Origin of the sequence: Nitrospira japonica (assembly GCF_900169565.1) — a bacterium.
GTDB lineage: Bacteria > Nitrospirota > Nitrospiria > Nitrospirales > Nitrospiraceae > Nitrospira_C > Nitrospira_C japonica_A.
The window spans coordinates 3,250,293-3,276,648 of record NZ_LT828648.1; the positions used below are offsets into that span (position 1 = coordinate 3,250,293).

At 60.0% G+C, this 26,356-nt stretch carries 26 protein-coding genes; 4 read left to right on the forward strand and 22 right to left on the reverse strand.

Features of this window, described 5'->3' with window-relative positions; translation table 11 throughout:
• Positions 1-11 precede the first annotated feature (11 nt).
• The 7 genes from NSJP_RS15475 to NSJP_RS15510 all read right to left on the reverse strand — a co-directional run bounded on the left by NSJP_RS15475 (position 12) and on the right by NSJP_RS15510 (position 9,616).
• Entirely contained in the window at positions 12-1,514 is a 1,503-nt protein-coding gene (locus tag NSJP_RS15475; RefSeq protein ID WP_172834383.1) for a proton-conducting transporter transmembrane domain-containing protein, read from the reverse strand.
• A gap of 8 nt (positions 1,515-1,522) precedes the next feature.
• Complete coding sequence (locus NSJP_RS15480; RefSeq protein WP_080887761.1) at positions 1,523-2,191, reverse strand: hydrogenase; 669 nt, start codon at positions 2,189-2,191, stop codon at positions 1,523-1,525.
• Positions 2,192-2,193: 2 nt separating this feature from the next.
• A complete protein-coding gene (locus tag NSJP_RS15485; RefSeq protein ID WP_080888626.1) occupies positions 2,194-3,156 on the reverse strand; it encodes a respiratory chain complex I subunit 1 family protein in 963 nt (320 codons plus the stop codon).
• Between the two features lie 8 nt (positions 3,157-3,164).
• The gene (gene hyfB, locus NSJP_RS15490; protein WP_080887762.1) at positions 3,165-5,192 is read right to left on the reverse strand and encodes a hydrogenase 4 subunit B; all 2,028 of its coding nucleotides are present in this window, start codon (positions 5,190-5,192) and stop codon (positions 3,165-3,167) included.
• Positions 5,193-5,278: 86 nt separating this feature from the next.
• Positions 5,279-6,220, reverse strand: coding sequence for a carboxypeptidase regulatory-like domain-containing protein (locus NSJP_RS15495; protein WP_231989401.1), 942 nt, complete (start codon positions 6,218-6,220; stop codon positions 5,279-5,281).
• 643 nt (positions 6,221-6,863) lie between these two features.
• Positions 6,864-8,222, reverse strand: coding sequence for a sigma-54-dependent transcriptional regulator (locus tag NSJP_RS15505; RefSeq protein WP_080887765.1), 1,359 nt, complete (start codon positions 8,220-8,222; stop codon positions 6,864-6,866).
• Positions 8,219-9,616, reverse strand: a complete 1,398-nt coding sequence (locus NSJP_RS15510) for a two-component system sensor histidine kinase NtrB (RefSeq protein WP_080887766.1) — start codon at positions 9,614-9,616, stop codon at positions 8,219-8,221. The genes NSJP_RS15505 and NSJP_RS15510 overlap by 4 nt, the downstream gene beginning before the upstream one ends.
• A gap of 235 nt (positions 9,617-9,851) precedes the next feature.
• On the opposite strand from NSJP_RS15510, the gene NSJP_RS15515 reads away from it, so the two are divergent.
• On the forward strand, positions 9,852-10,367 hold the full coding sequence (locus NSJP_RS15515) for a tetratricopeptide repeat protein (RefSeq protein WP_080887767.1): 516 nt from the start codon (positions 9,852-9,854) through the stop codon (positions 10,365-10,367).
• A gap of 73 nt (positions 10,368-10,440) precedes the next feature.
• On the opposite strand, the gene lipA is transcribed toward NSJP_RS15515, so the two are convergent.
• From lipA to NSJP_RS15545, 6 genes are all read right to left on the reverse strand, one after another.
• Entirely contained in the window at positions 10,441-11,388 is a 948-nt protein-coding gene (gene lipA / locus NSJP_RS15520; protein WP_080887768.1) for a lipoyl synthase, read from the reverse strand.
• A 5-nt stretch (positions 11,389-11,393) separates the two neighbouring features.
• On the reverse strand, positions 11,394-11,759 hold the full coding sequence (locus NSJP_RS15525) for a hypothetical protein (protein WP_080887769.1): 366 nt from the start codon (positions 11,757-11,759) through the stop codon (positions 11,394-11,396).
• Between the two features lie 52 nt (positions 11,760-11,811).
• A complete protein-coding gene (locus tag NSJP_RS15530; RefSeq protein ID WP_080887770.1) occupies positions 11,812-12,177 on the reverse strand; it encodes a hypothetical protein in 366 nt (121 codons plus the stop codon).
• Between the two features lie 40 nt (positions 12,178-12,217).
• Positions 12,218-12,523: a Rieske (2Fe-2S) protein gene (locus tag NSJP_RS15535; RefSeq protein WP_080887771.1), complete on the reverse strand. Its 306-nt coding sequence runs from the start codon at positions 12,521-12,523 to the stop codon at positions 12,218-12,220.
• A 27-nt stretch (positions 12,524-12,550) separates the two neighbouring features.
• Complete coding sequence (locus NSJP_RS15540; protein ID WP_080887772.1) at positions 12,551-13,426, reverse strand: Mrp/NBP35 family ATP-binding protein; 876 nt, start codon at positions 13,424-13,426, stop codon at positions 12,551-12,553.
• A gap of 138 nt (positions 13,427-13,564) precedes the next feature.
• Positions 13,565-14,416 (reverse strand): acyl-CoA desaturase, encoded by an 852-nt coding sequence (locus tag NSJP_RS15545; RefSeq protein WP_080887773.1) that lies wholly within the window; start codon positions 14,414-14,416, stop codon positions 13,565-13,567.
• A gap of 166 nt (positions 14,417-14,582) precedes the next feature.
• On the opposite strand from NSJP_RS15545, the gene NSJP_RS15550 reads away from it, so the two are divergent.
• Entirely contained in the window at positions 14,583-17,534 is a 2,952-nt protein-coding gene (locus tag NSJP_RS15550; protein ID WP_080887774.1) for a proline dehydrogenase family protein, read from the forward strand.
• On the opposite strand, the gene NSJP_RS15555 is transcribed toward NSJP_RS15550, so the two are convergent.
• A complete protein-coding gene (locus NSJP_RS15555) occupies positions 17,427-18,317 on the reverse strand; it encodes a TapB family protein (RefSeq protein ID WP_080887775.1) in 891 nt (296 codons plus the stop codon). The genes NSJP_RS15550 and NSJP_RS15555 overlap by 108 nt on opposite strands.
• A gap of 117 nt (positions 18,318-18,434) precedes the next feature.
• On the opposite strand from NSJP_RS15555, the gene NSJP_RS15560 reads away from it, so the two are divergent.
• Positions 18,435-19,208, forward strand: a complete 774-nt coding sequence (locus NSJP_RS15560; RefSeq protein WP_080887776.1) for an SDR family NAD(P)-dependent oxidoreductase — start codon at positions 18,435-18,437, stop codon at positions 19,206-19,208.
• Between the two features lie 33 nt (positions 19,209-19,241).
• The gene (gene bioD, locus NSJP_RS15565) at positions 19,242-19,970 is read left to right on the forward strand and encodes a dethiobiotin synthase (protein ID WP_080887777.1); all 729 of its coding nucleotides are present in this window, start codon (positions 19,242-19,244) and stop codon (positions 19,968-19,970) included.
• Here the strand turns inward: bioD and thiE are convergent.
• From thiE to NSJP_RS15605, 8 genes are all read right to left on the reverse strand, one after another.
• Positions 19,951-20,589, reverse strand: a complete 639-nt coding sequence (thiE, locus tag NSJP_RS15570) for a thiamine phosphate synthase (RefSeq protein ID WP_231989403.1) — start codon at positions 20,587-20,589, stop codon at positions 19,951-19,953. The two genes, bioD and thiE, sit on opposite strands and share 20 nt — an antisense overlap.
• A 151-nt stretch (positions 20,590-20,740) precedes the next feature.
• Complete coding sequence (gene accC / locus NSJP_RS15575) at positions 20,741-22,081, reverse strand: acetyl-CoA carboxylase biotin carboxylase subunit (protein WP_080887778.1); 1,341 nt, start codon at positions 22,079-22,081, stop codon at positions 20,741-20,743.
• A gap of 58 nt (positions 22,082-22,139) precedes the next feature.
• Complete coding sequence (accB, locus tag NSJP_RS15580; protein WP_080887779.1) at positions 22,140-22,712, reverse strand: acetyl-CoA carboxylase biotin carboxyl carrier protein; 573 nt, start codon at positions 22,710-22,712, stop codon at positions 22,140-22,142.
• Positions 22,709-23,269, reverse strand: a complete 561-nt coding sequence (gene efp / locus NSJP_RS15585) for an elongation factor P (RefSeq protein WP_080887780.1) — start codon at positions 23,267-23,269, stop codon at positions 22,709-22,711. The genes accB and efp overlap by 4 nt, the downstream gene beginning before the upstream one ends.
• A gap of 52 nt (positions 23,270-23,321) precedes the next feature.
• Complete coding sequence (aroQ, locus tag NSJP_RS15590; RefSeq protein WP_080888628.1) at positions 23,322-23,822, reverse strand: type II 3-dehydroquinate dehydratase; 501 nt, start codon at positions 23,820-23,822, stop codon at positions 23,322-23,324.
• Positions 23,823-23,926: 104 nt separating this feature from the next.
• A complete protein-coding gene (locus NSJP_RS15595; protein WP_080887781.1) occupies positions 23,927-24,730 on the reverse strand; it encodes a tetratricopeptide repeat protein in 804 nt (267 codons plus the stop codon).
• Between the two features lie 3 nt (positions 24,731-24,733).
• Positions 24,734-25,981: a bifunctional phosphopantothenoylcysteine decarboxylase/phosphopantothenate--cysteine ligase CoaBC gene (coaBC, locus tag NSJP_RS15600; RefSeq protein WP_080887782.1), complete on the reverse strand. Its 1,248-nt coding sequence runs from the start codon at positions 25,979-25,981 to the stop codon at positions 24,734-24,736.
• Positions 25,982-25,994: 13 nt separating this feature from the next.
• Positions 25,995-26,354 (reverse strand): DNA-directed RNA polymerase subunit omega, encoded by a 360-nt coding sequence (locus NSJP_RS15605; RefSeq protein ID WP_155970292.1) that lies wholly within the window; start codon positions 26,352-26,354, stop codon positions 25,995-25,997.
• Between the last annotated feature and the right edge of the window lie 2 nt (positions 26,355-26,356).

The following is a 26,356-nucleotide window of genomic DNA, read 5'->3' on the forward strand; positions in this document are numbered from 1 at the left end:
GCCTCCTGATGCTATCGGACAGCCAACAAAGCGGATGCCGCTTCCAGCAATTGGCGCAAGGGTGCGGGCAAGACCCAGCATAATCCCACGAGCAGAAGGCCCAGGAAGAGGAGCGAGAAATGCCCGGCCGACCAGGATTCTCCCTGTTCCACTGCCTGGGGAGCCGGCCCCCAGACCATACCCGTGATCCGGTAGAGAAATCCGGAAAACGCCACCAGGCTGCACAGCAGCAGGAGCAGAACGGAGCCGCCGACGCCCTGCCCTCCCCACTTGCCCGGGAGTCCGGACGAAGCCAGCGCAGTAATGATCTGCATTTCGCTGGCAAAGAGCGCAAACGGCGGCAGGGCCGCCAAGGCCAGTCCCGCCACCATCAGCGCCAACGCGGAACCGGGCATGACGCTGACAAGCCCCTGCACCTCCCCGATCTCGACCGTTTTGTATCGTCTGTGGATATTGCCGGCCGCAAAGAACGCCAGTGCCTTTGCAAAAGCATGATTCACCAGGTGGAATAAGCCCCCGAAGGTTCCGACCGGTCCGCCGACTCCGAATCCGACCATCGCCAGGCCCATATGCTCGATGCTGGAATAGGCCAGCAACCGCTTGTAGTTGTGCTGCAAGAGCAGGAACAGGGCCGCAATCGCGAAAGACAACAGTCCGAACAGTGCTAGCAGGTTGCCGGAAAACTCGGGCGAGACGGCCTGGTCGACGATGCCCCTGCTTCGCAGGATGGCGTAGACGGCGACGGTTTCCAGGACGCCCGCGAGCATGGCGGCGACAGGGGCCGGAGCTTCCGAATAGGCGTCGGGCAGCCAACTGTGCATCGGGACCAACCCGACCTTCGTGCCATAGCCGACGAAGAGAAAGACGAAAGCCAGTTTCACAATATGCGGATCCAGCCGAGCGGCAATCTCCTGCAATTGTGTGATATTGAGCGCCAAACTGACGTCGCCGAGCACGCGGAGAGATGAATAGTACATGAGAACGACGCCGAACAGAGCCAGCGAGATCCCCACGGAGCAGAGAATCAAATATTTCCATCCCGCCTCCAACGATTCTCGGCGGCGCCAAAAGGCGATCAAGAAAGTCGTCGCCAGCGTCGTGGCTTCGATCGCCACCCATTGCACGCCGAGACTGTTGGCGACCGTCGCCAGCACCATGGCCAGCAAGAACATGTGGAACAGGAAGAAAAACATGTTCAGGCGGTTCGGCGCGATGGTTCCCCTGGCCACCTGCTCATCCAAATACGATCGCATATAGAGAGAGCACGCCAGACCGACGGTTCCGATGATGAACAAAATGACCGACGAAAGCGCATCGATGTAGACCAACTCATCGAACGCCGTCACCGCGCCTCGTATCAGAACCGTTCGGGCGATCAGTATTTCCGCGGCCACCAGCAGACCCATGCTGCCCAGGTTGATCAGGTGAAGCTGCCGCGACGTCCGGATGAACAGACTCCAGCATCCGGCCGTGAACGGCGCACACAGAAGCACGGCGACGGCGACGGTCGTCATCGCGGCGCTCATTCCTTCAACTCGCTGAGACGGCTGGTGTCCACGCTGTCGAACGCGTCCTGCAGCCGGTTCGTATAGATGCCCGCGATCAACGCCGCGACCAGCACGTCGAAGAAGACGCCCAACTCGACGATCAGCGGCATGCCGTACGTCGCAGCGGTCGCGCCCAAAAACAGCCCGTTCTCCATGACCAGGAACGCGATCAATTGGGTGACGGCCTTCTGCCGCGCGATCATCGTGAAGAAGCCGATCAGGACGATGGCCAACGCGATGGCCAGCGAGTTGCGGGTCAGCAGATGGCCGAACGAGATGATGGGTTGCGTGATGAAAAAGGCGAGCATCACCAGCGCGCCGCAGATCAGCAGACTCGCCGGCACGTTGACGTTCATGACGAGTTCGCGGGTCACGTTCAGGCGCTCGATGACCCGCCGAAGCACATGTGGAATGACAAGGCCCTTGACCGCCACCGTCAGGGCCGCGGCGACGTAGATGTGCCGCGTCCCGGTCAGGAAAGCCACCAGCGCCGCCGTCATGGCGAGAAAGAAGGATTGCAGGGCGAAAAGATCGACGCAGGCGGACAGCCGGCGCTGGGCCACGATCGCAAAACACGTGAGGAGCAGCATGGCCGACCCGAGATCCACGAGCTGTGCGCCGACATGAGGGGTGAGCCAGGACATGGTCAGCCTTGCAAAATGTAAAAGAACAACAACCCCAGCAGCGCCAGGATGAATGCGACGCCGAGCAGATCGGTGACGCGGAAGAGGCGCAGTTTGGCGAACAGACACTCGATCAGGCCGATCGATGCCGCCAGGACCGACACCTTCGCCACGTAGACCGCCACGCCGATCGCGAGCGCCGGCGGCGTCGGCGACGTGGCGATGCCCCAAGGGGCGAACACGTTGGCGATGAGCGTCAAGAACACCAACAGCTTGATGGCTGCAGCCCATTCGAGAAGGGCCAGGTACCGCCCGGAATACTCCAGAATCATGGCTTCGTGAATCATGGTGAGTTCAAGATGGGTGGTCGGATTGTCCACGGGGACGCGGCCCGTTTCCGCCAGGGTGACGATGAAGAGCGCCGCAAGCGCCATCAGGTGCGGCACCGGATCGGTCGCTCCCTCCAACAACGCAGTCCTGTGAACGATGGTACTGAGATTAGTCGATCCTGCTGTCAGCGCAATCGCAAAGATCGACATGATCGTGGCCGGCTCGGTCAACGAGGCGACGATCGCCTCTCGGCTGCCGCCCATGCCCCCGAAGGCCGATCCGGCATCGAGCCCGGCCAGGATCAGGAAGAAGGTGCCGAGAGCGAACAAATAGACGAGCGCGATGATGTTGCCCGCAAAGCCGAGGGGAACCTGCGAGACGAACACCGGCACCAACAGCCCGGCGGTCAGCGTGGAGCCGAAGACGATGTAGGGCGTCGCCGTGAAGATCCACGACGCGGTCGTGGAGACCACCGGCTGCTTCCTGAACAGCTTGGCCAGGTCCGCGTACGGCTGGAACAGGCTCGGCCCTCGCCGGCATTGGAGCCTGGCTTTCAGCTTGCGGATGAGCCCGACGATGAAGGGCGCCAGGATCGACAGGATGATCGCCTGAGCGACGGAAAGGGCGATGGCTTGCAGAATGGTCGGTATCGACATCGCTTCCGTCACAAGGCGATCAGCAACAGCAGCACGAGCGTGACGAACATATAGGCGAGGTACACATGAAGACTTCCGGCCTGGATCACCCGCAGCCGGCCGGCCAGCGCATGAACCAGAGTGGCCACCGGTTGATACAGATACATTTCGAATACCGGCTCGATACGAAAGGTGAAGTGCCGGCGCTTGGCGAAATATTGCGATTCATGCAAGAACTCGGTTTCAAGTTTGACGGTCGGTTGATAGATCGTGCTGAACACTCGCTTGATCGGCTGGACGAAACCGGTGGCCGTATATTGCATCCGAGGTGAGAGATTGAGGCCGCACACCCAAGTTCCGGCGCGCCGGTTCTTGCGCCGGCCGCCCGCCAGAGTGGTGAGCACCAGCGCCGCGGCCGCGGATCCGGCGAGGATCAGCGCCAACACCGGCGGCGACAGGCTCGAAAACTCGGCGCTGACCGGAATCAGCGTCCACCCGTCCGGCGCGAGCATCTGATGGGCGACCGAGCCGCCGATCATCGGCTGAATCGCGCGATCCAGCAGCGGCACGACGACCATGGGCGCCAATCCGAGCAGGACACAGGTCGCCGCCAGGATCACCATCCCAATCCGCATGCTCCACGGCACTTCTTCGGCATAGCGGGCATGGGTGCTGCGAGGCAGAGCCAGGAAAGAAATGCCGAACGCCTTGGCGAAACAGGCCAGGGCCAAGACTCCGGTCAGGGCGAGCAGCGCGGCGGCGAGCGGCAGCATGAGCTTCATCAAGAGCGAGGGGACTTGAACGCATTGGAAAAGCGTTTGAAAGACCAACCATTCGCTCACGAAGCCGTTGGTAGGCGGCAAGGCCGAAATGGAGACCGCACCGACGAGAAAGCACGCTCCGGTCCAGGGCATGCGGCGCAGCAGACCGCCATACTCCTCCATATTGCGGCTATGGGTGGCGGAGAGCAGCGCCCCCGCCCCGAGGAACAACAGGGCCTTGAACGCCGCGTGGTTGACCGTGTGGTACAGACCTGCCAGCACACCAAGCGCTGCCAACGCTTCCAGCCCATAGGTGTGAAACAGCATCCCGGCGCCGATGCCGAGGAGAATGATCCCGATGTTTTCCACACTGTGATAGGCCAGGAGCCGTTTGACATCATGTTCCATGAGGGCATACATCACCCCAAGCACGGCGGATACCGCGCCGATGACCAGGACCGTGAACCCCCACCACCAGGGAAACTGACCGCCGAGAAAATCGAACGAGACACGCAGCAGGCCGTAGATCGCCGTCTTGATCATCACGCCGGACATGAGGGCCGAAATATGTGACGGGGCGGCCGGATGCGCGTAGGGCAGCCAGATGTGTAGCGGCACGATCCCCGCCTTAACCCCGAATCCAATCAGAGCCGCCAGAAAGACGACCGTCCGCACCCCGTCAGATAGCGCCCGTTCGGGATGACGGAATGCGTCGAACGAGAATGTTTCCCCCTGCTGGAACAGCAGAATGAACGTCACGACAATGAATGCGGTGCCAATATGCGTCATGACCAGGTACAGGAACCCCGCGTGCCGCACCTTCGGATCTCCGTGGTCCGTGACGACGAGTAAGTAGGAGATCAACGACATCAGCTCCCATGCGAGCAAGAATAGAAATCCGTCATCGGCAAGCACGACGAGCGTCATGGCACAAAGAAATGCATTGAAAAGAGCGCCCAAAACGGCGGGGGACGCGCGTCCGGAAAGATGCCGCAGATACCCGACGGCATAGATTGCCGCGGCAAGACCCACGAGAGAGACGGTCAGGAGGAAGAACGACGCCAGCGCATCCAGGCGAATGCTGAAGGTCAAAAGGGGCATCGTCGAGGAGGAGACGAGAGTAAGCGGCGCCTGAGCAACGATGCCGGCAACGCCTAGAACCAACCCCGTTCCAGTAGCAACGCCTGCACAGGCATGGGCGAGAACATTCTGAATATCGGGCTTGCCGGGAATGATGAGGGGAAGAACCATACCGGCGGCGTATGCCACCAGAATGACTGTCAGCAAAATGGTCATCGATTACATGTTCCCGACGAACCGGAGGCCCTGCACCCTGGAACGGGCGGCCCTGTTGCGGGGGATCTTCGAATCAGTTCCCCTGATCAATGACCCTGCTTCTGAATCATCGGTTCGATTTCTTTCTTTGCATCCTCGGTCACGCTATATCGCACATATTCATGGTCCAAGACCTCGTTGGCATAGAGTCGACCGGTCGGGGCCAGCACCACGAGCCCCGCCTCTGCGGTGCCTTTGGGCTCTACGGTCACGGTCTGCTCGATCACCGTTCGGATGTAAGGGTGCCACACCGACAGCTTGTACGTGCCCGGCGGCACATCGGTGATAGTGAACCTCCCCTGCTCGTCCGTTTTGGCAAAGTACGGATTGGTCACCGCCAACCCCCAACTCTCCATGTAGACGTGAAATCCGCACTGCATCATGAAGATGCGGCGGCCTTTGCTCAGGTTGACCAATTGTTTCATCGGCGGACCCGCCATGTGCTTGTGGTACAACCCGATTTCGCTGCGATCTTTGAAGTTACGCGGGTGCTGTGGATTCATCGGCAAGGGGACGTTGAACAACACACGCGCGCCGAGATGCGAGGTTTCATAGGCCTGAATGTCATGCATCACTGGATCCATGTTGACCACGGTCACCGACTGGTCATCGCGGACGACCGTGGTGAAGGGCAGAAACAGACAGTCTTTTGCTTCTATCTGCGGCGCACCCGCGTCGTCGAAAGGCTTGCCCCTGTCGATTCCCTCCACATACACCACGACGTCCCGGAACTCGCCGGCCGGCCCGACGTTGAACGGCTGTAGGATCCGCCAACCCTGTCCATCGGAGATGCGACCGCAATAGAACGGATCGGGCAACGTCGTCAGGTTGTAGCCCTTGGGTTTGGGCACCGTCCCATCGAGTTTCACTGTGCCCGTGATGGCTCCTCCGTCCGAGACGGTCATCGCTTCATAAGAAGCCAGCACCGGCGTAGCGAAGCCTAGCACCAATGCCATCATTCCACTGGAAACGCGTCGAGTGATTCTCATCTCTTTGTCTCCTTACTCGGGATTCCAACGGTCATATGTCAGCCTAACGGCCAACAGCAATCCTATCCGGCTGAACGTACACGGTCTCAGCCCTTCCAGAACACCCGCATGCCCTTGACGGTAGATCACCGCCACGGATTCTCCTTACAACACCTGCCTGCGCATTCTCATGAAGGGGACTGCAACGGACGTCCAACCTTTGGTGCACAGCGAGCGATACCTTCGCGAGCCTGAAGACTGTTGGGATCCGCGGCCAACAACATTTTCCAATGGACCAGCGCCTCCTCAGACTGGTTCAGACGTTCAAGCAGGGAGGCCAACTCACAGCGCGCGCTCCCATTGGTCGGGCAGACCGTCAGGGTCCGCTGCAGCGTTGTAAGGCGGTTGATCCATTCGGTCGACATCGATTCCCCCAGATCCCTTCCACCCTGCAGGGACGGTGCCTGGAATAGTCGGACATGGGCTGACTAAGAAGTTGTGAAGAAGACGATGCATTTGGACGAGATAAACAAGAGAGGAGAGTCGTGGCAAAATGCCACTTCCGTGGCTCGTGCAAGAATTGCAGGTTTTCGTTCTTGCGGGAAAATTCTCCTGCAAAATTTGCAGGCGCAATCAATCTGTCACGGTACGAGCGGGCGGCGGGCTATTCACGGATGCCGTATTCTTTGATCTTGTACTGAAGCGCGCGGAGGCTGATACCGAGGAGTTTTGCCGCTTTCTCGCGATGATTGACGACTTCGGCCAATGTCCGCCTGATCGCTTCTCGTTCAATGTCGTTGAGCGAGGTGCCGAGCGTCACGACCATCGTGCGTGCATGTTCCTGACTCGCCTGAATCTCTTCCGGCAAATGTTCCGGCTGGATCGCCGGCTCCTTGACCGTGATGACGAGCCGCTCCATCAAATTTCTCAACTGCCGAATGTTACCGGGCCAGGCATAAAGCCGCATCAGACGCATCACATCCCGTGAGATCTCCTTGAGGTCCCGATGATGCTGTGCGGAGAACTCCCGGAGAAAGCGCTCGGCCAGGAGCGGAATGTCCTCGCCACGCTCGCGCAGAGGCGGGAGGCGAATCGGGACGACATTCAGCCGGTAATACAAATCCTCTCGAAAGTCGCCTTGTTTGACGGCTTCTTCCAAATTCCGATTCGTGGCGGCGACGATGCGGGCGTCCACCTTGATCACCTTCGTGCCGCCCAACCGTCGAAACTCCTTCGTTTCCAGCACGCGCAGAAAGTCGACCTGGGACTTCAGCGATAACTCCCCTATTTCGTCGAGCAGCAAGGTGCCGTTGTCCGCCAGTTCGAACCGCCCGACCTTCGTCGTCGTCGCGCCGGTGAAGGCGCCTTTTTCATAGCCGAACAGTTCGCTTTCGAAGAGGTTCTCCGGAAGCGCCCCGCAGTTCAGCGTGACGAACGGGCCGTCGGCTCTGGCGCTCTTGTGATGGATGGCCCTGGCCACGAGTTCCTTGCCCGTGCCGCTCTCCCCTGTCAATAAAACGGTCACGCCGCTATCGGCCACCATCTCGACCAGGCTGTACACACGCTGCATGGGTTCGCTTTCGCCCACCATCTGGTCGTAGCGAACTCTGGTTTCGAGGCGATCCCGCAGCTGTTTGTTCTCGTTGGCCAGAGCCCGCCGTTCGAGCGCCTTGGTGACGACCAGGGGAAACCGTTCACGATCGATGGGCTTGGTCAGGTAGTCATAGGCGCCGGACCGCATCGCTTCCACCGCCGTATCGATGGAACCGTAGGCGGTCATGACCACGACCTCGGTCTCCGGCCATGCGGCCTTCAGACGACGGATAAACTCGATGCCTCCCACGCCCGGCATTTTCAGATCGGTGATGACCAATTCCGCGCCGCAGCGGGTCAGTTCTTCCAATGCCTCCTCCCCCGACCCAACACCCCGGACGTCGTACCCCTGCTTCGACAGAACGGTGACCAGGGCATTTCGAATGTTGATCTCGTCATCGACCACGATGATCCCCGCTCGATCGGTCATGCCGTCACCGTTACGGAGCGCAATTGGCCGGTTTCCGCAGGGAATTGCAGCAAGACGATCGTCCCCTGCCCGTACTCGCTCGACACGTGAATCGTCCCGCCGTGGTCGTGCATGATCCTGTAGGCGATCGCAAGGCCAAGACCACTCCCCTCCGATTTCGTGGTGTAAAAGGGTTCGAACAGATGCGCAATGTCTTCATTTTTGATCCCGCTGCCGGTATCACTGACCGTAATATCGACCCATTCCTGACCGTTTCCGCGACGGCAGCGGGCTTCAACACGGCAGCGGCCGCCGCTCTGCATGGCATGGAACGAGTTCGCCATCACGTTCACTAGCACCTGACTGATCTGCGTCTCATCGCCCAATACAGGAGGCAATCCGTCTTCCACCAGATGCTCCAGCCGGATACTCCGCTCGTCCGCTTCGAAACGCATCAGTGACATGATGTAGTCGATGACCGACGGCACGTCCACCTCATGCAGTCCGTGTGAACCGGGGCCGGCAAACTTCATGAAGGTGTCCAAAATGGCCGACATGCGGCGGCACTCCGCGTTCAAAATCCGAATGTAGTGATCCGCATCTTCCCGTAGCCCAGCCTGCCTGGCCAGTTCATCCTCCAAGAGATGCAGATTGAGATCCACAGCACTCAATGGATTGCGCAACTCGTGCGCCACCCCCGCGGACAACGTATGCAGCGCCGACAACTTTTCGGCCACGCGCAGCCGCTGTTCCAGCGCCAGCCAGTCCGTCACATCCTGTGCCTGGAGAATGATCCCCGCCGACAGTCCGTCGTCGCCGGTCAGTTCGGCCGTCGTCACGCGGATCGTGCGCGATTCCCTGTCTCGTCCCTGATACGGCAGATCCTGTTGACGCACGTGCTCTTGCATTCGCAAGGCGGTGTCCAGCACGTGGCGGATCACGTCTCCCGGTGCAAAAACCGATTCATACGCGCATCCCAGCAAGTCCCCTGACGAACGCGTCAGGACGACCTCGGCCGCCGGATTGACGGCGGTGATAATTCCGCTCTGGTTCAGGGTCAGGATCCCGGTGGGAATACTCTCTAGAATATTGCGGGCCAACCCTTTGACCGCCTCCAGCGTGCGCCGTGCGCTATCGTAGTGCAGAAATGCGATGACGGCGCCGATGGCTCCCGCGGCCGCGACGAACACCAGCAATGCCACTAACACCAAGTCACGGCGTGATTGCCACAGCGCGGCGAAATGCTTCGTAGGAACCGATCCATCCTTGGAGAAATCCTGCAGCAGTCGCTGGTCTTGTTGTAGGCTGAGCAGCAGCAGAAAGGACAATAGCAGCGCGAGGGACAGAAAGACCGCAGCCATGAGCCACAACGGGACGCCGCGGAATCGCACCGTGACGGGGACCGGCCTAAACATGGCGGCGCCACAGAACCGGGCTCATGATCGACTTCATGCTAGCACGCACAACCGCTTCTGTATACACGACCGGTCCGACCTGCTTGAGCGGACGAGTCGCGTCTGAACGGTACGGGTGATTTATGTCTCGTGCACAACGATCATCGGTCTCACCGACATTTGACTTCCCTCGCGTTTCTCATTACCGTGGCGAGCACATTGCCGGCCATTCTTGATCATCAGGATTGTTGAACCCATGATACGCTCCCACTTCGGTTCCGCCTTGCTCGTGATCTGTTGGACCCTTTCTTCCCTGCTTCTTACGGCCTGCCAAGACCGCCGCGCCGACAAGGCCTATACCTCGGGAAACTACGAAAAGAGCGCCAAAGAACTGGAAGCGCTCGCCAACCTCGGTGATGCGCGTGCCCAGTACAACCTGGGATTACTGTACGATCAGGGCTTAGGAGTTCCGCAGAGCGACGCCTTGGCCTTGCGATGGTACACCCAGGCCGCAGAGCGCGGGGAGCCTCGCGCGCAATACAATCTCGGCATCATGTATATGAACGGGCAAGGGATGGCGCCGGATCCGGTTCAGGCTTATTTCTGGTTCAGTCTAGCGGTGGCCCAGGGAGAGCGCAAGGCGTCTGATGCCCGTGAGTATGTCATGGAGCAGATGACCTCCGAACAAATCACCCGTGGACAACAGATGGTCATGACACGGCTGCAAGCACAGCCTGGCGGCCATCAGCGGAGGTCAGACCCTCCACAATAGTATCGCCAGCACGAATCGTTTACCTCGAATAGCATCATTTATACCGAATACATCAAGTTCTTCCTGAACTATTTCACTCCTGGTTGCGGTCAAGGCCTGCATGATCGGACGCATGGTAGGAGCTGCGCACCAACGGTCCGGATTCCACATGGTGAAAGCCCAAAGCCAGCGCCTCCGTCTTCAGCGCATCGAAGAGCGCCGGTTCGTAAAATCGCTCAACCGGTATATGCTGTTTGGTCGGCTGAAGATATTGTCCGATCGTCAAAATATCGCACTCGCCGCTTCGTAAATCACGCATGACCTGACGAGCCTCGTCGAGCGTCTCCCCCATACCCACGATCAGGCCGGACTTCGTCGTCATGCCCTGCTGCTTGGCCTGCCGGAGCACTTCAATCGACCGCCCATACTTGCCCTGAGGCCTGATGGCTGGAAACAGCCTGGCGACCGTTTCGATATTATGGTTCAGGATGTCCGGCCGCGCGCAACAGACCTCGTTGAGCGCCGCCGCATCACCGCCAAAGTCCGGAATCAATACTTCGATCGTGCAATCGGGATTGAGTCGTCTCGTCTCGCGGATCGTCGCCGCAAACATCCCTGCGCCTCCATCCGACAACTCGTCACGATTTACGGACGTCACCACCACGTGCCGTAGACCCAGAGCCCGAACCGCTTCGGCCACCCGCCCCGGCTCCTTCAAATCGAGTGGCAACGGTTTACCGGTCTGCACCGAGCAATAGTGGCACCGCCTGGTGCAGATATCCCCCAGGATCAGAAACGTGGCGGTCCGTGCGTTCCAACATTCCCATCGATTCGGACAACGGGCTTCTTCACAAATCGTGTGAAGCTTGAGTTCCTCCAGCACCCGCTTGATGTATAGGTAATCGGGCCCGGTCTGCGCCTGCACACGGAACCACGCAGGGAGCCTGGGCCGTGACATGTCCGAAGAGGACAGTCCATCAGCGCTCTGAAGCCTGGATGGAGCGTCAGGCCGCCCGATACGATCGACAGGGATCAAATCCATGGTGTTCAGTTGCGGGCCGTGCGCGTGCGAAACCAATACATCAGCGAATCAAGCCAGCCGCCGGAGGTGACCGATTCCTGAGGCGGATCGGGATATTCGACCCAGGGCTCCTGCGAACCCAGGTACGACTCGCCTCTAAATGTCATCTGGGTTTTCAGCTGGCGATAGCCGCGGGACTGGAGCATATCCGTCAACGCCGGCAATACCGCATCGCGGACAGGACACCAGCCGGTCGAGAGTCGAAGGTCTTCGTACTGCAGATGGGCCCGATAGCCCGGATCGGCCTGTTCCAATTCGACGGGGCGACTAAACCCCCGCTCGCGTTCATCCAGACCGGCCAGCTGGTGCTTCTCGATCCAGTTTTTCGGCATCAGCCTCCGATGCCCTTCTGACACGAACAGTCAGGTCGCCCGCCTGCCCCCGTCACTCCAGGGCTCGAAACACTGCGACCAAATCGCTCAGCGCGGAGGTCTTGTGCTTGAGCGCGATCCGTTCCACCTGCATCGTTTCGTGGACTTGCCGATCCGCCGACGCGCCCCGCAAACAGGCCTCGCCGAGCGCGAGGATGCGATCGCACTCTTCCGTCAACTTCTTCTTCACCACGGGATTGACCGACAGGATATCCATGAGCTGGCGCCTCGTGTCGGTCAAATGCTTTTTCAGTTCCGCGTCGGGATAGGCCTTCCGAGCCGATTCATCCAGGCAGCGATCCAAATACTGCGCAAGAAATACATACAACCGGACCAGCGCGGCAGCGATGTCAACCTGTTCCGTGGCGGTTACGGCCATGATGGTCAATCCTTTTCTTGTCTCGCGCGAGACAGGGAGATCAGAGGAGCACTTTCACGTCCGAGCCGTCGACTTTGACCTGATAGACTTCGACCTTCCCCGACGGATTGTTCACACAGGTTCCGGTGGTGACGTTGAATTGCCAACCATGCCACGGGCAGGTCACCACCTCGCCTTCCACGTCACCTTCGCCGAGCGGCCCTCCGCGGTGAATGCAGGTATTATCGATGGCGTGAAACACCCCGTCGACATTGAAGAGGGCAATGGCCTTCCCCTGCGCTTCCGCTACGATTCCGTGGCCTGGCTTAATATCCCCGCTTCCCGCCACCCGTACGAACTCTCCCATGGATCCCCCTCCCCCAGTGTGACGCTCTCATTGCTTGCCGAACGGTTCTTTGATCTTCTTCAATAGGCTGTCGATCGAGGCGCCTTCTTTCTCCGATCCACCCAAGCGGTTCATGAGCTTCTGGGCGATGTCCCTGAACGCGGCGGCCTGCGGCGATTCCGGGTGCGCGACGACGATGGGATGACCACTGTCACCGCCGTCACGAATAGCCGGATCGATCGGAATGCGCCCCAGGAAAGGCACCCCCAGTTTTTCAGCGGCGCGCTCCCCTCCCCCGTGCGAGAAGATCTCCGTCCGCTCACCGCAATGCCCGCAGACGAAGAAACTCATGTTCTCGATGATGCCCAACAAGGGCACGTTGACCTTCTGAAACATCGCCATGCCCTTTCGCACGTCATAGAGGGCCACTTCCTGCGGCGTCGTCACGGTCACCGCGCCGGCCAACGGTACCATTTGAGACAAGGACAACTGGACGTCTCCGGTACCGGGCGGAAGATCGATCAACAGGTAGTCCAGATCGCCCCAGAGCACGTCACGAAAGAACGCCTGCAAATACTGGTGGACCATCGGCCCGCGCCAGACCAATGGGGCCTCCTCCGGAACCAGAAATGCCATCGAGATTAATTTGACCCCGTAACTCTCCACCGGAAGGATTTTCCCGTCCTTCTGCTCCGGACCGGCGGTACTCCCCATCATCATCGGAATGTTCGGCCCGTACAGATCCGCATCCAGCAGGCCGACCTTCGCTCCGCTCAATGCGAGCGCGCAGGCAAGATTGGATGCGACGGTCGATTTACCCACGCCGCCTTTACCGCTGCTGACGGCAATGACGTGCTTGACTCCGGAAATGAGCGTGTCTTTGGCTTGCGTCGATTGCGCCTGGTGAGTATGTTCATCCGCCATCGGAACGACCTCCTCTCACGAACCAGACCCGGCCTCCAAGCCGAACGGCCCGCATGCTCGCATCATAAGCGATGGAGGAAGAGAAAGAAATGGGCCGGTTGGGCCAACCGGGATGGGACGACCGGGGAATAGAAATGGCTATTCCGCAAATACCGTCGGATCCAGCCGGCGAAGATTCGTCGCCAGTCCAAAGAGCGACAGGGAATAGATGATCCACTTCGACGGATCAAAGTTGTACCACTGGGGACCGTTGCGATAGTCGCGCGCGTAGGTATGGTGATAATTATGGTACCCCTCCCCGAAACTGACCAAGGAGATCAGCCAGCTGTCCCGGCTGCTGTCACCGTTGCCGTGCGGTTGCGTGCCATACATGTGGCAGAGCGAATTGATGGCGAACGTCGAATTCAACACCATGAACATCCGAAACATGCCGGCGAGCATAAAGCACCCGATCGCCCCCTGGATTCCTCCATGCAAGAATCCCAGGATGAGGGGAAAGGCAAGACCGGAGATGACGATGGCGTGGTAATTCCGGTGCTGCCACATGATCATCGGATCCTTGCGTAACTGCCGTTCATAGTTTTCGGTGCGGTGGGGTGTATTGACGAACAGCCACCCGCAGTGACTGTGCCAAAAACCCTTCTGCGCGTTATACGGGTCTTCTTCCTGGTCGGTTCGGGCATGGTGGCGGATATGATCGGAGCACCACCGCAACGCGGAGTTCTGCAGCGCCCATCCTCCGGCGATCAACAAGATTGCCTTGACCCACGGATGGCATTCGAAGCTGCGATGCGAGATCAAGCGGTGATAGCCCACCGTGATGCCCATGCCGGTCACGATGTACAAAAAGCCGAACACCACCCAGTCAAACAGCGTGTAGCCGTAAAGAAATCCGAACAGCGGCGTTCCGATCAACGTCACGGCCGCCACCAGGCAGAAGAGGATGAACGTCTTGTACGCAAACGGCGAAGTCCACTTGGTATCGGGCATCCCTACTCCTCGCGTTGATATGAAGAAAAACCGGCGATCAGTCTGTCCTGGCGGTCACCCACTGCCCCGTCACATACGAGACATATAGTAGCGAACTATTGAATAATTTTCAACAAAATCATTGCGGTGTATACTGTGTCAGATTGCCCCCGAGCCCTATCTGTCCATGAGACCTGCGCCGCCCGACCTGGAACTCGCCATCCGTCGAATCGGTGAAGACCTCGCTCGATTGTCATCCGGCCAAACTCCAACGGTCTTTGAACGGCGCTGGTGGTCCCAAGCCGCCATGAACATGGCGATGCATGACCAGGCGTTCAAAACCCAACTGTTCCGCTTTATCGACGTGCTGCCCGCCGTTCCCAATGACGAACGCGTCGTGTCCTTGGCCCAAGAATATTTCGGATCCATGACCGACCGCGCGTTCGGTTTGCGGTGGGGATTGAAGGCCTTGTCGGCGACCGGCATCGGTGCACGGCTCACCGGCCACGCCATTCGCTCCCAGGTCGAACAGATGGCAAGAACGTTCATCGCCGGTTCGTCCATCGACGACGCCGTGCCGGTGCTGAAAGATCTCCGCCAAGACGGAAAGCGATGGTCGGTCGACCTCTTGGGAGAAGCCACCATCAGCGATCAGGAGGCCGACCGCTATCGCGACCGTTGCCTGGAGGCCTTGCGGACATTGGCCCGTTCCACCGCCGCAGAGCACGACTCCGGCGACCTGGGCCGCGACCAGTTCGGAACCGTGCCGGCCGTGCAGTTATCCCTCAAGTTATCCGCGCTGACTCCCCATCTTGACCCGATCGATCCTGATGGCACCTATGATTCGATCGCGCCCCGGCTGCGCGCCATCGTCGACGTCGCCAACCACCTGGGCGCCTCGTTGATTTTCGACATGGAGCAAGCCGAAACCAAAGACGTGATCATCGAGGTTTTCACACGATTGTTCTCCGAAACGGCATACACAACGTTTTCCCATGCCGGCATCGCGCTGCAGGCCTATCATCGGGAAACCGTTCGCGACGTCGACCGGCTGATGGAGTGGGTCCGCGTGCGCCGAACCCCGGTGACTATTCGCCTGGTCAAGGGAGCCTATTGGGACAGCGATACCATTCACTATCGTCAAAAGGGATGGCCGATTCCCCTTTTCGAGCACAAAGCCGACACGGATGCCAACTTCGAAGAACTGGCCCACACACTATTGACGCATGCGTCGCTGATTCGGCCGGCATTCGGCACGCATAATCTGAGGACGCTCGCCTGTGTCGAAGCGCTGGCGGAATACCTGGGACTGGGACCGGAGGTGTATGAGTATCAGATGATCTTCGGCATGGCCGAACCGTTTCAGCACGCCATCGTCGAACGCCATCGCCGCCTTCGGCTGTATGCGCCGGTCGGCGAGCTGCTTCCCGGTATGGCCTATCTCGTGCGCCGACTGCTGGAAAACACTTCGAACGAATCGTTCCTCCGCAAGGAATACGTGGAGTCCGAGCCGCTCCAGCACCTGCTCGATCCGCCCGCCGCACACCGGACAGAACCGGTGCTCCAAGCGGATGCCGACACCACGTTCCGAAACGAACCGACCCTGGACTTCTCCCAGCCCGCCGCGCGCGATGCCATGCAGCAAGCCGTCAAGACGGCCCAAACTCGGCTCGATCGACAGTGGAACGTTCCCTTCCTCGCTTCCTCACCGTCCGGCCCGGTCCTGCTCTCGCATAATCCTGCGCAACCGAACGAGATCGTCGCACGGATTCCCGCGGCTTCTGGTGATGACGCCAACCGCGCCGTCGGGGCTTCCCTCACGGCTTGGGGCGCGTGGCGCGAGACGACGGGGGAATACCGGGCGGAGATCTTGATCCGTGCGGCGGCGCTGATGCGCGGCAGAAAGTCGGAACTGGCGGCATGGGAAGTCATGGAATGCGGGAAACCGTGGCGCGAGGCGGATGCGGACGTCGCCGAGGCGATCGATTTTCTCGAGTTCTACGCACGAGAATGGCTGCGGCAGGGAGTTCCGACACGATTGGGGCGGATGCCCGGAGAATTGAACCATCGTGTCCTCGAGCCGCGAGGCGTCACCGTCGTGATCTCTCCCTGGAACTTTCCCTTGGCCATTCCGACCGGCATGGTATCGGCCGCCCTGGTGACCGGGAATCCCGTCATCTTCAAACCGTCGGAGCGGTCCTCACTGATCGGCTTGCTGCTCGTCTCACTGCTGCATGAGGCCGGAGTGCCGAAGGACATCCTGATCGGCCTGCCTGGAGGCCCGGACATCGGACAGGCGCTGGCACGGCATCGCGACGTCGCGACGATCGCCTTTACCGGATCGAAGAAGGTCGGGATCGGACTTCTGCGTGAGACGGCGACGGTGTTACCGGGTCAAAGAATGGTGAAACGCGTGATCGCGGAAATGGGCGGGAAGAATGCCATCATCATCGACGACACGGCCGACCTCGACGAGGCTGTCACCGGAGTCGTGGTGTCCGCGACCGGCTATGCCGGACAGAAGTGCTCGGCCTGTTCGCGGGTCATCGTGCACGAGGCCGTGTACGACATTTTTGTCCGTCGCCTGCAGGAAGCCCTCCGCTGCCTGCGTATCGGAGACCCCGCGGAGCCCGGCATCGACATGGGTCCGGTAATTGATGCGAGAGCACAATCGACCATCCTCGAGTACGTCGAGATCGGCAAACGGGAGGCTCACCTGATCGAAGACCGCAAACGCCTTTCGTCAGGTTGGTATGTCGGCCCGACCCTCTTTGCCGACGTGAAGCCTGACGCGCGGATCGCGCAGGAGGAGATTTTTGGACCGGTCCTGGCCGTCATGAAGGCCGTCTCATTCGACGAAGCCCTTCGCATGGCCAACGCGACGGATTACGGACTGACCGGCGGGGTCTATTCACGCAGCCCGGCCAACCTCGACCTGGCAACCCGGCTCTTTGACGTGGGGAATCTATACCTGAATCGGCCCATCACCGGCGCACTGGTTGCGCGCCAGCCGTTCGGGGGCCACCGGCTGTCAGGGATCGGCGCGAAGGCCGGTGGTGAGGACTACCTGCTGCAATTCGTTACCGTGAGAATCATCAGCGAACAGACCTTGCGCAGGGGATTCGCCCCGGCCGAGTGAGGCTCTCGAAGGCTTGATCTCGAACGATTCCAGTTCTTCCACGATCTCCGTAATCAGGCCGCGGTCCTGCAACGGAGACAGTTCCTGCCGCTCGACATATTTGACCAGCCCCACGCCCTTGACGAACCAGGCGGCCATGACGTCTGTCCCTGTCACGGTTTTCTTTGCGGCGGACAGCTGAATGGTCATCTGCATTCTGGCTTCGATCTTCACGGCATCTGGAAACGTCCCGGCCGGAACGGTAACGGCTTCCTGCCCCACGACCGTCGAGCTACCCTGCACGTCGGCCTTTTCATTGACTCCGTCCTGGTCCATGTCGGTCCCGAAATCCAGTTCCTTCTTGTCGAACTGCGAAAACGATGCGGCGACCTTCATGGGAAACCGGACGATTTGATAGGGAACCAGCTGCTTTTCCAACGGCGTTCCGGGTTCCGACCCATAATAGACGATACCAACCGTATCTCGACGATAGAAACTGTCGGAGACACCATGATTCCCGGGATTGGTGTCGTGAAACGTGGTCACCGTGACACCCTTCAGGGACTTTGTTCCGGTCACGGACGACACGTTTTGAAACGACTTGTGCTCGATCGTCTGGACCGGCCCTTCGGTGATCTGCCCCCGATACTCCCAATGGCTGCCGATCGTGTCCGGAAAATAGTCCTGCGATCGGGCGATCGTCCCGTGGTCCTCTGCCGCGAAGGAAGCGGATGGCGAGAGACCGATGTACAGAGAGCAAAGCAGGATCACGAGCAGATTGATTCGCCCTGTCGCACGCAGCATGCGCGATTCCTCCATCATCACCAGTCTGTGACCGTATCATAGGCTCGCGTGACGCGGCAAGCAGACCGGCTTGCCGCGAGCTTGCCTTGACTGCCCATCCAAATCATAATCCCGCCCATGCGTCACGCACAGATAGTATCGGAAACCGATCGCGGCGGCATCGCGCGCGGCAAACGTCCGGCCGTCCTCGTGACCGGCGCTTCGGGGATCATCGGCCGAGCCATCAGCCTCGCCTTTGCGGCAACCGGATGGCACATCGGGATTCACTATCACCGCAATACGCAAGCAGCCGGCGCGACGCTCGAGCAAGTCCGCGCAGACGGTGGCGAGGGAGCCCTATACCAAGCGGATCTCCGGGACAGCCGTTCCATGAGGCAGATGGCCGAAGCCTTCGCCAAAGACGCTCCGCAGGAATGGGCCTGCGTCTGCAACGCCGGCATCGGTGCCAGCGACATGCTCATCCGTCAGCGGGTAGACCGGTGGTCCGACATCATCGAAACCAATCTGACAGGCACCTTCCACTGCATGCAGGCGGTTGGACGAATCCTCTGCGCCGGGAACGGCGGCTCGATCGTCGTCATCGGATCTCATGCCGGCTTTCATGGCACGACCGGACAGGCCGCCTACGCGGCTTCCAAAGCCGGCTTGCTCGGATTGATGAAAACGGCCGCACTGGAATGGGGCCCTCGCAATGTGCGCGTGAACTTGTTGCTGCCGGGCTGGCAGAAAACGCCGCTCTCTCAAAGCGCGATGTCCGACGATGACACCCGGATCGACCACGCCCTGCATCGAACGCCGTCGATCGAATCGGTGGCGCGCATGGTCGTCCATCTCATACAGGCGGAGGACGTCTCAGGTCAGATTTGGAATTGTGATAGTCGACACCTCTAACGGAAACTTGAGGTATCATCACAGGAGCGACGTATGAATAGTGGCATCTTCATCACCGGAACGGATACGGGGGTCGGAAAAACCATCGTGACGGCCGCGCTTGCCCTACACATGAAACGCAAGGGCATTGCAGTCGGCGTCATGAAGCCGATTGAAACGGGGATCACGAGTTCCGGCCTGGCTCGTTCCGATGCGGCACGGCTCCAAGCCGTGATCGAATCCGATGATGCGCTCGGAGCGATCTGCCCGTTCCAGTTTGAATTGCCTCTCGCTCCGCTTGCAGCGGCCCAAGCCGAACGACGAGAGATTGACCTCGGAGTCATTCAGAAGGTCCATCGCCTGATGGCAGGTCGCTATGAATACGTCGTGGCCGAAGGAATCGGCGGAGTTCACGTGCCAATTGGCCGAAACATCGACGTCTTTGATCTCATCGCCCGTTTACGGTTGCCGGTCGTGGTGGTGGGCCGCTCCGGGCTCGGCGGGATCAACCATGCGCTCCTGACTGTCGAAGCGCTTCGCCGGCGGCGAATCCCCGTCGCGGCACTCGTGCTCAATCAAACGAGGCCCGCGCGGTCCAAGCTGGAGCGCCTGCAGGAGCGGACGACGGTCGAGATCCTCCGCAAGCAAGCCGGCGTGCCGGTGCTTGGGCCTCTCCCCTACAGGTCGGAATTGTCAAAACAGTTCAGGAAAACCGTGACGAAGCTTGCTCAATCCGCTGCGATCACGCAGCTGGCGAAAGCCGTCAGGCGAGCAGCGAGATAAGTCGTTCGACCGCCTTTTGGACATCCGGCGCCGCAACAGCGGCCGAGATGACCGCGATCCCATCCGCTCCGGCTCTCATGACCGCAGGCACCTCCTCTGCTTGGATTCCTCCGATGGCGAAGACCGGAAGCGTCGTCAGGGCGCGGACCTGTTTCAGTCCGTCCATCCCCACCACCGGGTCGTGATCCTGTTTCGACGCAGGTTTAAAAATTGGGCCGAAGCCGATGTAGTCCGGCTTGAGATCGTCTGCTTCCCGCACCTGCTCGGCCTTGTGCGTGGACAAGCCGATGATTTTGTTTCTCCCCAGAATTTTTCTCACGTCTCCATAAGACAAATCGTCCTGGCCGAGATGCACCCCGTCTGCATCGACCGCTAATGCCAGATCGCACCGATCGTTCACGATGAAGGTCACGCCAAGCTCAGCCGCGAATTTCCGCAGCGACAATGCCTCCCCATACTGTTCTCGCATCGACGAGACTTTATTCCGGTATTGAAAGAGCTTGGCTCCGCCTTCGGCGGCCGCCTTCAAGATCGCGCCGAGCGGCCGATCCGGACGAACCGACGGATCGAGAATGATGTAGAGGCCGGAAAGCTCGTGAGTACGCGTCGTCACAGCCATCTTGTCATTGTAACGTTAAAACTCTCGCAGGCTGTTCCAAAAGTCTGTTCTGCGAGACCGAAGTGGAACGAGGACCCGAGACCTACTCTGTTTGGTACGTCGACGGTCTGCGTGGCACCGGAACGAAGCCGGCGGACTTTTTCAACACCTGTTAGCCGGCAAGGAAGCGGTCGAGGAACGTCGTCGAGACATGCCCCTTTTGGAAGTCCGGGTCGTTGAGGATGCGCTTGTGGAGCGGGATGGTCGTCTTGATGCCTTCGATGATGAACTCGTCGAGCGCGCGACGCATGCGGGCAATGGCTTCCTGCCGGTCGCGGCCGTGAGTGATCACCTTGGCGATCATGGAGTCGTAATAGGGCACGACCAAGGCGTTAGATTCCATCGCCGAATCCACCCGAACCCCGAACCCGCCGGGAGCGCTGTATCTCGTGATCAGACCGGGCGACGGCGTGAACTTTTCAGGGTCCTCGGCATTGATGCGGCATTCGAGGCTGTGCCCGCTCAGCTTGATGTCCTGTTGCTTGAAGGAAAGCGGCTCTCCGTCGGCCAGTCGGATCTGCTCCTTGATCAGATCGATCCCCGTGACCATCTCCGTGATGGGATGTTCGACTTGGATCCTGGTATTCACTTCCATAAAGAAGAAGTTTTGGTCCTTGTCCAGAAGAAACTCCACGGTGCCGACGTTACGATAGTGCACCGCCTTGACCGCTTCCACCGCGGTCCGCCCGATTTCCCGGCGAAGCTTTTCGTCCACGGCCGGGGAAGGTGTTTCTTCGACCAACTTCTGGTGCCGCCGTTGAATCGAACAGTCACGTTCCCCGAGATACACCACATGGCCCCGGTGGTCGGCCACGATCTGAACCTCGATGTGACGCGGCTCCAAAAAGTACCGCTCGAGATAGACGCTGTCGTTTCCGAACGTAGATTTCGCTTCCGCTTGTGCCGCCTGAAATGCCCGCCCCAGATCGTCCGCCTTGTTGACCACACGCATGCCGCGTCCGCCGCCACCGGCGGCCGCTTTGATGATCACGGGATAGCCGATCTTTTGGGCGGCCTCAATGGCTTCCTGCTCGCTCTTCAGGCCGCCCGGACTTCCCGGCGTGACCGGCAGACCTCGCTTGGCGACAATCTCTCGAGCCTTGGCTTTGTCCCCCATGAGAGCGATGTTTTCGGAGGTGGGGCCGATAAACTTGACGCCGATCGATTCGCACACTTCGGCGAAGTGGGCGTTTTCCGAGAGGAAGCCGTATCCGGGGTGGATCGCATCCGCGCCGGTGATCTCGGCGGCGCTCAGCACATTGGGAATGTTGCGATAACTGAGTGCCGCTTCCGCAGGCCCGACGCAGACCCGTTCGTCCGCGGCCCGGACATGCAATCCACTGGCATCGGCCTCCGAATGGATCGCCACCGTCTTGATACCGAGCTCTTTGCAGGCCCGGATGACGCGAAGCGCGATTTCCCCCCGATTGGCAACGAGAACTTTCTTGAACAAGCCGTGACTCCGATGCGATGAGGTGGTCAGTCTGTCATTCAGAACGTGTCACGGAACGCTAGGCCGTGGCCTTGGGATCGATGCGAAAGAGGGCCTGCCCGTACTCGACCGGCTTGGTGCTTTCGGCGAGGATCTTGACGACCTGGCCGTCGACTTCGGACTCAATTTCATTCATCAACTTCATTGCCTCGACGATGCACAACACCTGTCCCCGTTTGACGAAATCACCTTCCTCGACATACGGATCGGCATCCGGGGACGGCGACCGATAAAACGTGCCGACGATGGGAGAGGTGATCGTGACCAGACCCGCCGTGTCCTCGGCCGCGCCGCTGGGCGCCACCGCCGGTTGAGAGACAGCGATCGCGCCGGTCGGAGCGATATCGGTCACGGCTGTCGTGATCGTCTTGACCCCGACCTCATGCCGAATCCTGATACGGACCCCTTCCCGCTCCAATTCCAATTCGGTCAGATTGTTCCGCTTGAGCAAATCGACCAATTCCTGGATGTGCTTGGATTGGTTTCCCGTCAGGAAGGGCCGTCCTGCATCTCCGGCCCCCCCCGCCAGGCTCTGCGGCAGAACGATGGGAGTCTCTCGTTTCTTCGGGCGACGAGGCTTACCCCGGGTCACCGGACGCGCTCCACATAAGCTCTTGTGCGGGTGTCGATCTTAATCACGGTGCCCACCTCCAGATAGAGTGGAACCTTGATCGTCGCACCGGTCTCGACGACGGCCGGCTTGGTGCCGCCGGATGCCGTATCCCCACGGACGCCCGGTTCCGCATCCACCACCTTGAGCTCGATGAAAATCGGCAACTCGACGTCGATCGGGCGATGCTCATAGATCAGAATCTTGGCGACCATGTTCTCTTTGAGGAGATCCGCGTTATCCCCGAGTTGCTTCTTGGCAAAGGTCAGCTGCTCGTAGCTCTCCGTGTCCATGAACGTATAATCGTCACCCGTGGCATAGAGGAACTGCATGTCCCGTTCTTCAAGGTCGGGCTCCTCGAAGCGCTCGCCGGACCGAAAGGTTCGATCGAGTACGTTGCCCGATATGTAACTCTTGAGTTTGGTACGGACAAATGCCCCGCCCTTTCCCGGTTTCACGTGCTGAAACTCGACAATGTAGAACGGCTCCCCGTCAAGCAAGAGCCGTACGCCTCCTCGGAAATCAGTGGTCGAAATCACTCGATGCTCCCTTCACGTTGATTGAATCGTAGTTGGCCAAGTCATGCGTGCATTAGCGGCGACCCGTCCGCCGATGAGACGTTGCCGCCTTGGAAGAGGGTTGCGTCCTCGGAGGTCGCGCCGTGAGATGCCCGTGCAGTCCCCGAAGCGCCAACAGATACCCCGCCGGCCCGAGCCCCGAAATCTGCCCAAGCGCCACTCCAGCGACATAAGATTGATGGCGGAAATCTTCCCGCTGATGAATGTTGGATAAATGGACCTCGATCGTCGGCAGACTCACGGCCGACAGGGCGTCTCGAATCGCCACGCTGGTGTGCGTGTAGGCCGCGGGATTGATGATCACCCCGTGACACCCGCTTCGGGCCTCCTGAATCCACGACACCAATTCTCCTTCGTGGTTGGATTGCCGGATGTCGACCTCGACGGACAGCTCCTCCGCCAGCTTGACGATATCGCCATCAATGGCGTCGAGAGCGACGGACCCGTAAATACCCTGTTCCCTGGTGCCCAGCAGATTCAGATTTGGACCGTGTAATACGAGTATCCGTAGCATGAACAACTCTGTGGTCGGATGCAACGCTCGACAGGCGGCCTTCACGGGCGACCGGCAGGGCGGCATTGTAACAGGCCGCCAGGTATCGGTCAAACTGCTGAATTCTATTGAGAACTTAAGGAACCGGACCGATCCGATCCGTTGCGATCACGTCGGGCCCGCTCGATGGAGCGGAGCCAAGCCTCCAGCTGTGCGACGGTGCCGGCATGGGGAGAGGGGGCGGAAACGGGGTCGACGGAATTCGGTGAAGGCTCGGGAGTGGCCGCAGCCCCATCTTGCCCGGCCTGATCGACGGCTGCGGCTGGCACAGGGTCCGCGACCTCGTGCGTCGTCGTCGCGGCAGCCGAAAGGTCCTGAAACGGAGTTCGCGGATCGACGGTCTCTGTTCGGTCCGCTTCCTCCGATACGGGAGAAGTCGAGACGGCCGTGGGAACGATTGGAGCGACAGGACGTATGTGTCCCGGCGTTCTGGTCGTCAACTCGGATGATTTCCCCAGTTTTTCCCTGATGGCCCGCGCTTCTTCGTCCCGAGGGTTCAACGCCAGGATGACCTCGCAGCTTCTTAACGCCTCATCCGATGCGCCTTGAGCCACGTAGATCTTGATGAGGGTCCGATGCGCACGAAGGTTTTCCGGGCTCACCCTGACCGCTTCTTCAAGGAGAGCTTTGGCTTTCGTTGATTGTCCAAGTTGATCATAGGCTCGACCAAGCACGACCATTGCCGTGATGAAGCCCGGATAGAACTTCAGGCCGTCCTCCAGCACACCGGCGGCTTCCTGCCACATGCCGGCCTTGCAATACTCTTCCGCCAGCGGCAGGAACACCTTGGACTGAGGATCTTTGGCCAATTGCAAGGCCATCCGGTCGATTTCCATGGCACTGGCCGAGAGTTTCTGATTCGATGGCATCGGCTACTCCTCCCCCGTCATAGGCCTGCGAACGGCCGTACGCGCCAGCCGTAGGGCGGCATCCAGGATGTCGTCTGCAAGCCGGCGCTTGGATCGCAGTCCCAACTCGCTGATGGCCCCGTCTCGATCAATCAATGTCGCGGCATTGTGATCGCTGCCGAAGCCGGCACCGGGAGTCGTCACATCGTTGGCCACGATGAGGTCGACGCCTTTGGCATTCAATTTCTGACGGGCATGCCGGAGTAAATCCCCCGTTTCGGCGGCGAAGCCGACCAGAAGTTGGCCCGTGCGCCGGGCGGAAAGATCCGCAAGAATATCGCCGGTGGGCTCGAGATCCAACACGGGGTTCGTGAGGTCACGCTTCTTCAATTTGTTGACGGCCCGGTGCTTCGGTCGAAAATCCGCAACCGCCGCCGACATGATCACCACCGTCGACCAGGACAACCGCATGGTCAGCGCCTTGGACATTTCCTCCGCCGTTTCGACGGAGACGACCTCAACTCCGGCCGGATGAGGCAGCGCGGTAGGACCGGTGACAAGGACGACTGACGCGCCTCTGGCTTGCGCGGCTTCCGCCAGCGCGTATCCCATTTTTCCTGAACTTCGATTGGAAAGATATCGTACAGGGTCGATCGGTTCCTGCGTGGGACCGGCGGAAACGAGCACCCGGTGGCCGCTCCAATCGCGCCGGGGCAACAGCACCGCTTGGATCGCGTCGAGTATCGCCGATTCCTCGGCCAGCCGTCCTTGTCCCAGGCGACCAGAGGCCAGAGGGCCTTCCTCGGGATCCAGGACGGTCACGCCGCGCCGACGCAGGGTGTGAACGTGCTCGACAACGGTCGGATGTGTCCACATGCCGCCGTCCATGGCCGGCGCGATGATCACGGGACAAGCGGCCGCCAGCAACATCGTCGTCAAGACATCATCGGCCAAACCCACCGCCGCCTTCGCGAGAAAATTGGCCGTCGCGGGAGCCACGACGATGACGTCGGCCCTCTCGGGCAACGTCAAGTGCTTCATTTCCTGATGGGCTTCGAAAAGGTCCGCCGCTACAGGACGCCCTGAAAGCACCTCGAAGGTTAGGGGCGTCACGAACTTCGCGGCCGCCCGCGTCATCGCGACGTCCACCTGCGCCCCTTCGCGTACCAAGGCGCGCAAAAGATTGACGGCTTTGTAGGACGCGATGCTCCCCGTTACTCCAAGAATCACGTGCTTGCCGGCGAGCGTCGGTCCGATCTGCCCAGCAACCATGGTTGCTCCTCGGTTACTCCTCGGCTTCAGGCTCTGGAGCCTTTGGCGTGTCGTCGACGTAGACGCTCAGCTCTTTCTTGATCTCACGGGCATCCTCACCGGTCATCATGGCCATGCGCTCGCTTTCGCCCTCCTTGCCGCGCTTGGCTTCTTTCATCGCATCGCGGGCTTCCTTGCCCATGAGGTACTTGGCTTCACCGCGCAGCACCTCGTCCAGCGCCACGGTGGTTTCCTTCGTGAAGCGGGAGGCACCGAACGGACGCGAGCCTTGGAGAATGTGCTTGGCTCGTTGAGCCGCCACGATCACCAATCGGTGACGGGAATCAAACTGGTCCGGCGTATATTGCGGCAACAAATTCAGCATCTCGATCATGT

Bases quoted from the DNA above. Each gene is read 5' to 3' on its own strand.
- NSJP_RS15495 (WP_231989401.1), bottom strand. From the start codon at position 6,220: ATGAGAATCACTCGACGCGTTTCCAGTGGAATGATGGCATTGGTGCTA.
- NSJP_RS15510 (WP_080887766.1), bottom strand. From the start codon at position 9,616: ATGTTTAGGCCGGTCCCCGTCACGGTGCGATTCCGCGGCGTCCCGTTG.
- coaBC (WP_080887782.1), bottom strand. From the start codon at position 25,981: ATGGTTGCTGGGCAGATCGGACCGACGCTCGCCGGCAAGCACGTGATT.
- NSJP_RS15515 (WP_080887767.1), top strand. From the start codon at position 9,852: ATGATACGCTCCCACTTCGGTTCCGCCTTGCTCGTGATCTGTTGGACC.
- NSJP_RS15605 (WP_155970292.1), bottom strand. From the start codon at position 26,354: ATGATCGAGATGCTGAATTTGTTGCCGCAATATACGCCGGACCAGTTT.
- NSJP_RS15595 (WP_080887781.1), bottom strand. From the start codon at position 24,730: ATGCCATCGAATCAGAAACTCTCGGCCAGTGCCATGGAAATCGACCGG.
- hyfB (WP_080887762.1), bottom strand. From the start codon at position 5,192: ATGACCATTTTGCTGACAGTCATTCTGGTGGCATACGCCGCCGGTATG.
- aroQ (WP_080888628.1), bottom strand. From the start codon at position 23,822: ATGCTACGGATACTCGTATTACACGGTCCAAATCTGAATCTGCTGGGC.
- NSJP_RS15480 (WP_080887761.1), bottom strand. From the start codon at position 2,191: ATGTCCTGGCTCACCCCTCATGTCGGCGCACAGCTCGTGGATCTCGGG.
- NSJP_RS15525 (WP_080887769.1), bottom strand. From the start codon at position 11,759: ATGCCGAAAAACTGGATCGAGAAGCACCAGCTGGCCGGTCTGGATGAA.
- NSJP_RS15485 (WP_080888626.1), bottom strand. From the start codon at position 3,156: ATGTCGATACCGACCATTCTGCAAGCCATCGCCCTTTCCGTCGCTCAG.
- NSJP_RS15540 (WP_080887772.1), bottom strand. From the start codon at position 13,426: ATGGCGGATGAACATACTCACCAGGCGCAATCGACGCAAGCCAAAGAC.
- bioD (WP_080887777.1), top strand. From the start codon at position 19,242: ATGAATAGTGGCATCTTCATCACCGGAACGGATACGGGGGTCGGAAAA.
- NSJP_RS15535 (WP_080887771.1), bottom strand. From the start codon at position 12,523: ATGGGAGAGTTCGTACGGGTGGCGGGAAGCGGGGATATTAAGCCAGGC.
- NSJP_RS15475 (WP_172834383.1), bottom strand. From the start codon at position 1,514: ATGACGACCGTCGCCGTCGCCGTGCTTCTGTGTGCGCCGTTCACGGCC.
- NSJP_RS15530 (WP_080887770.1), bottom strand. From the start codon at position 12,177: ATGGCCGTAACCGCCACGGAACAGGTTGACATCGCTGCCGCGCTGGTC.
- thiE (WP_231989403.1), bottom strand. From the start codon at position 20,589: ATGGCTGTGACGACGCGTACTCACGAGCTTTCCGGCCTCTACATCATT.
- NSJP_RS15505 (WP_080887765.1), bottom strand. From the start codon at position 8,222: ATGACCGATCGAGCGGGGATCATCGTGGTCGATGACGAGATCAACATT.
- NSJP_RS15560 (WP_080887776.1), top strand. From the start codon at position 18,435: ATGCGTCACGCACAGATAGTATCGGAAACCGATCGCGGCGGCATCGCG.
- NSJP_RS15555 (WP_080887775.1), bottom strand. From the start codon at position 18,317: ATGCTGCGTGCGACAGGGCGAATCAATCTGCTCGTGATCCTGCTTTGC.
- lipA (WP_080887768.1), bottom strand. From the start codon at position 11,388: ATGGATTTGATCCCTGTCGATCGTATCGGGCGGCCTGACGCTCCATCC.
- NSJP_RS15550 (WP_080887774.1), top strand. From the start codon at position 14,583: ATGAGACCTGCGCCGCCCGACCTGGAACTCGCCATCCGTCGAATCGGT.
- NSJP_RS15545 (WP_080887773.1), bottom strand. From the start codon at position 14,416: ATGCCCGATACCAAGTGGACTTCGCCGTTTGCGTACAAGACGTTCATC.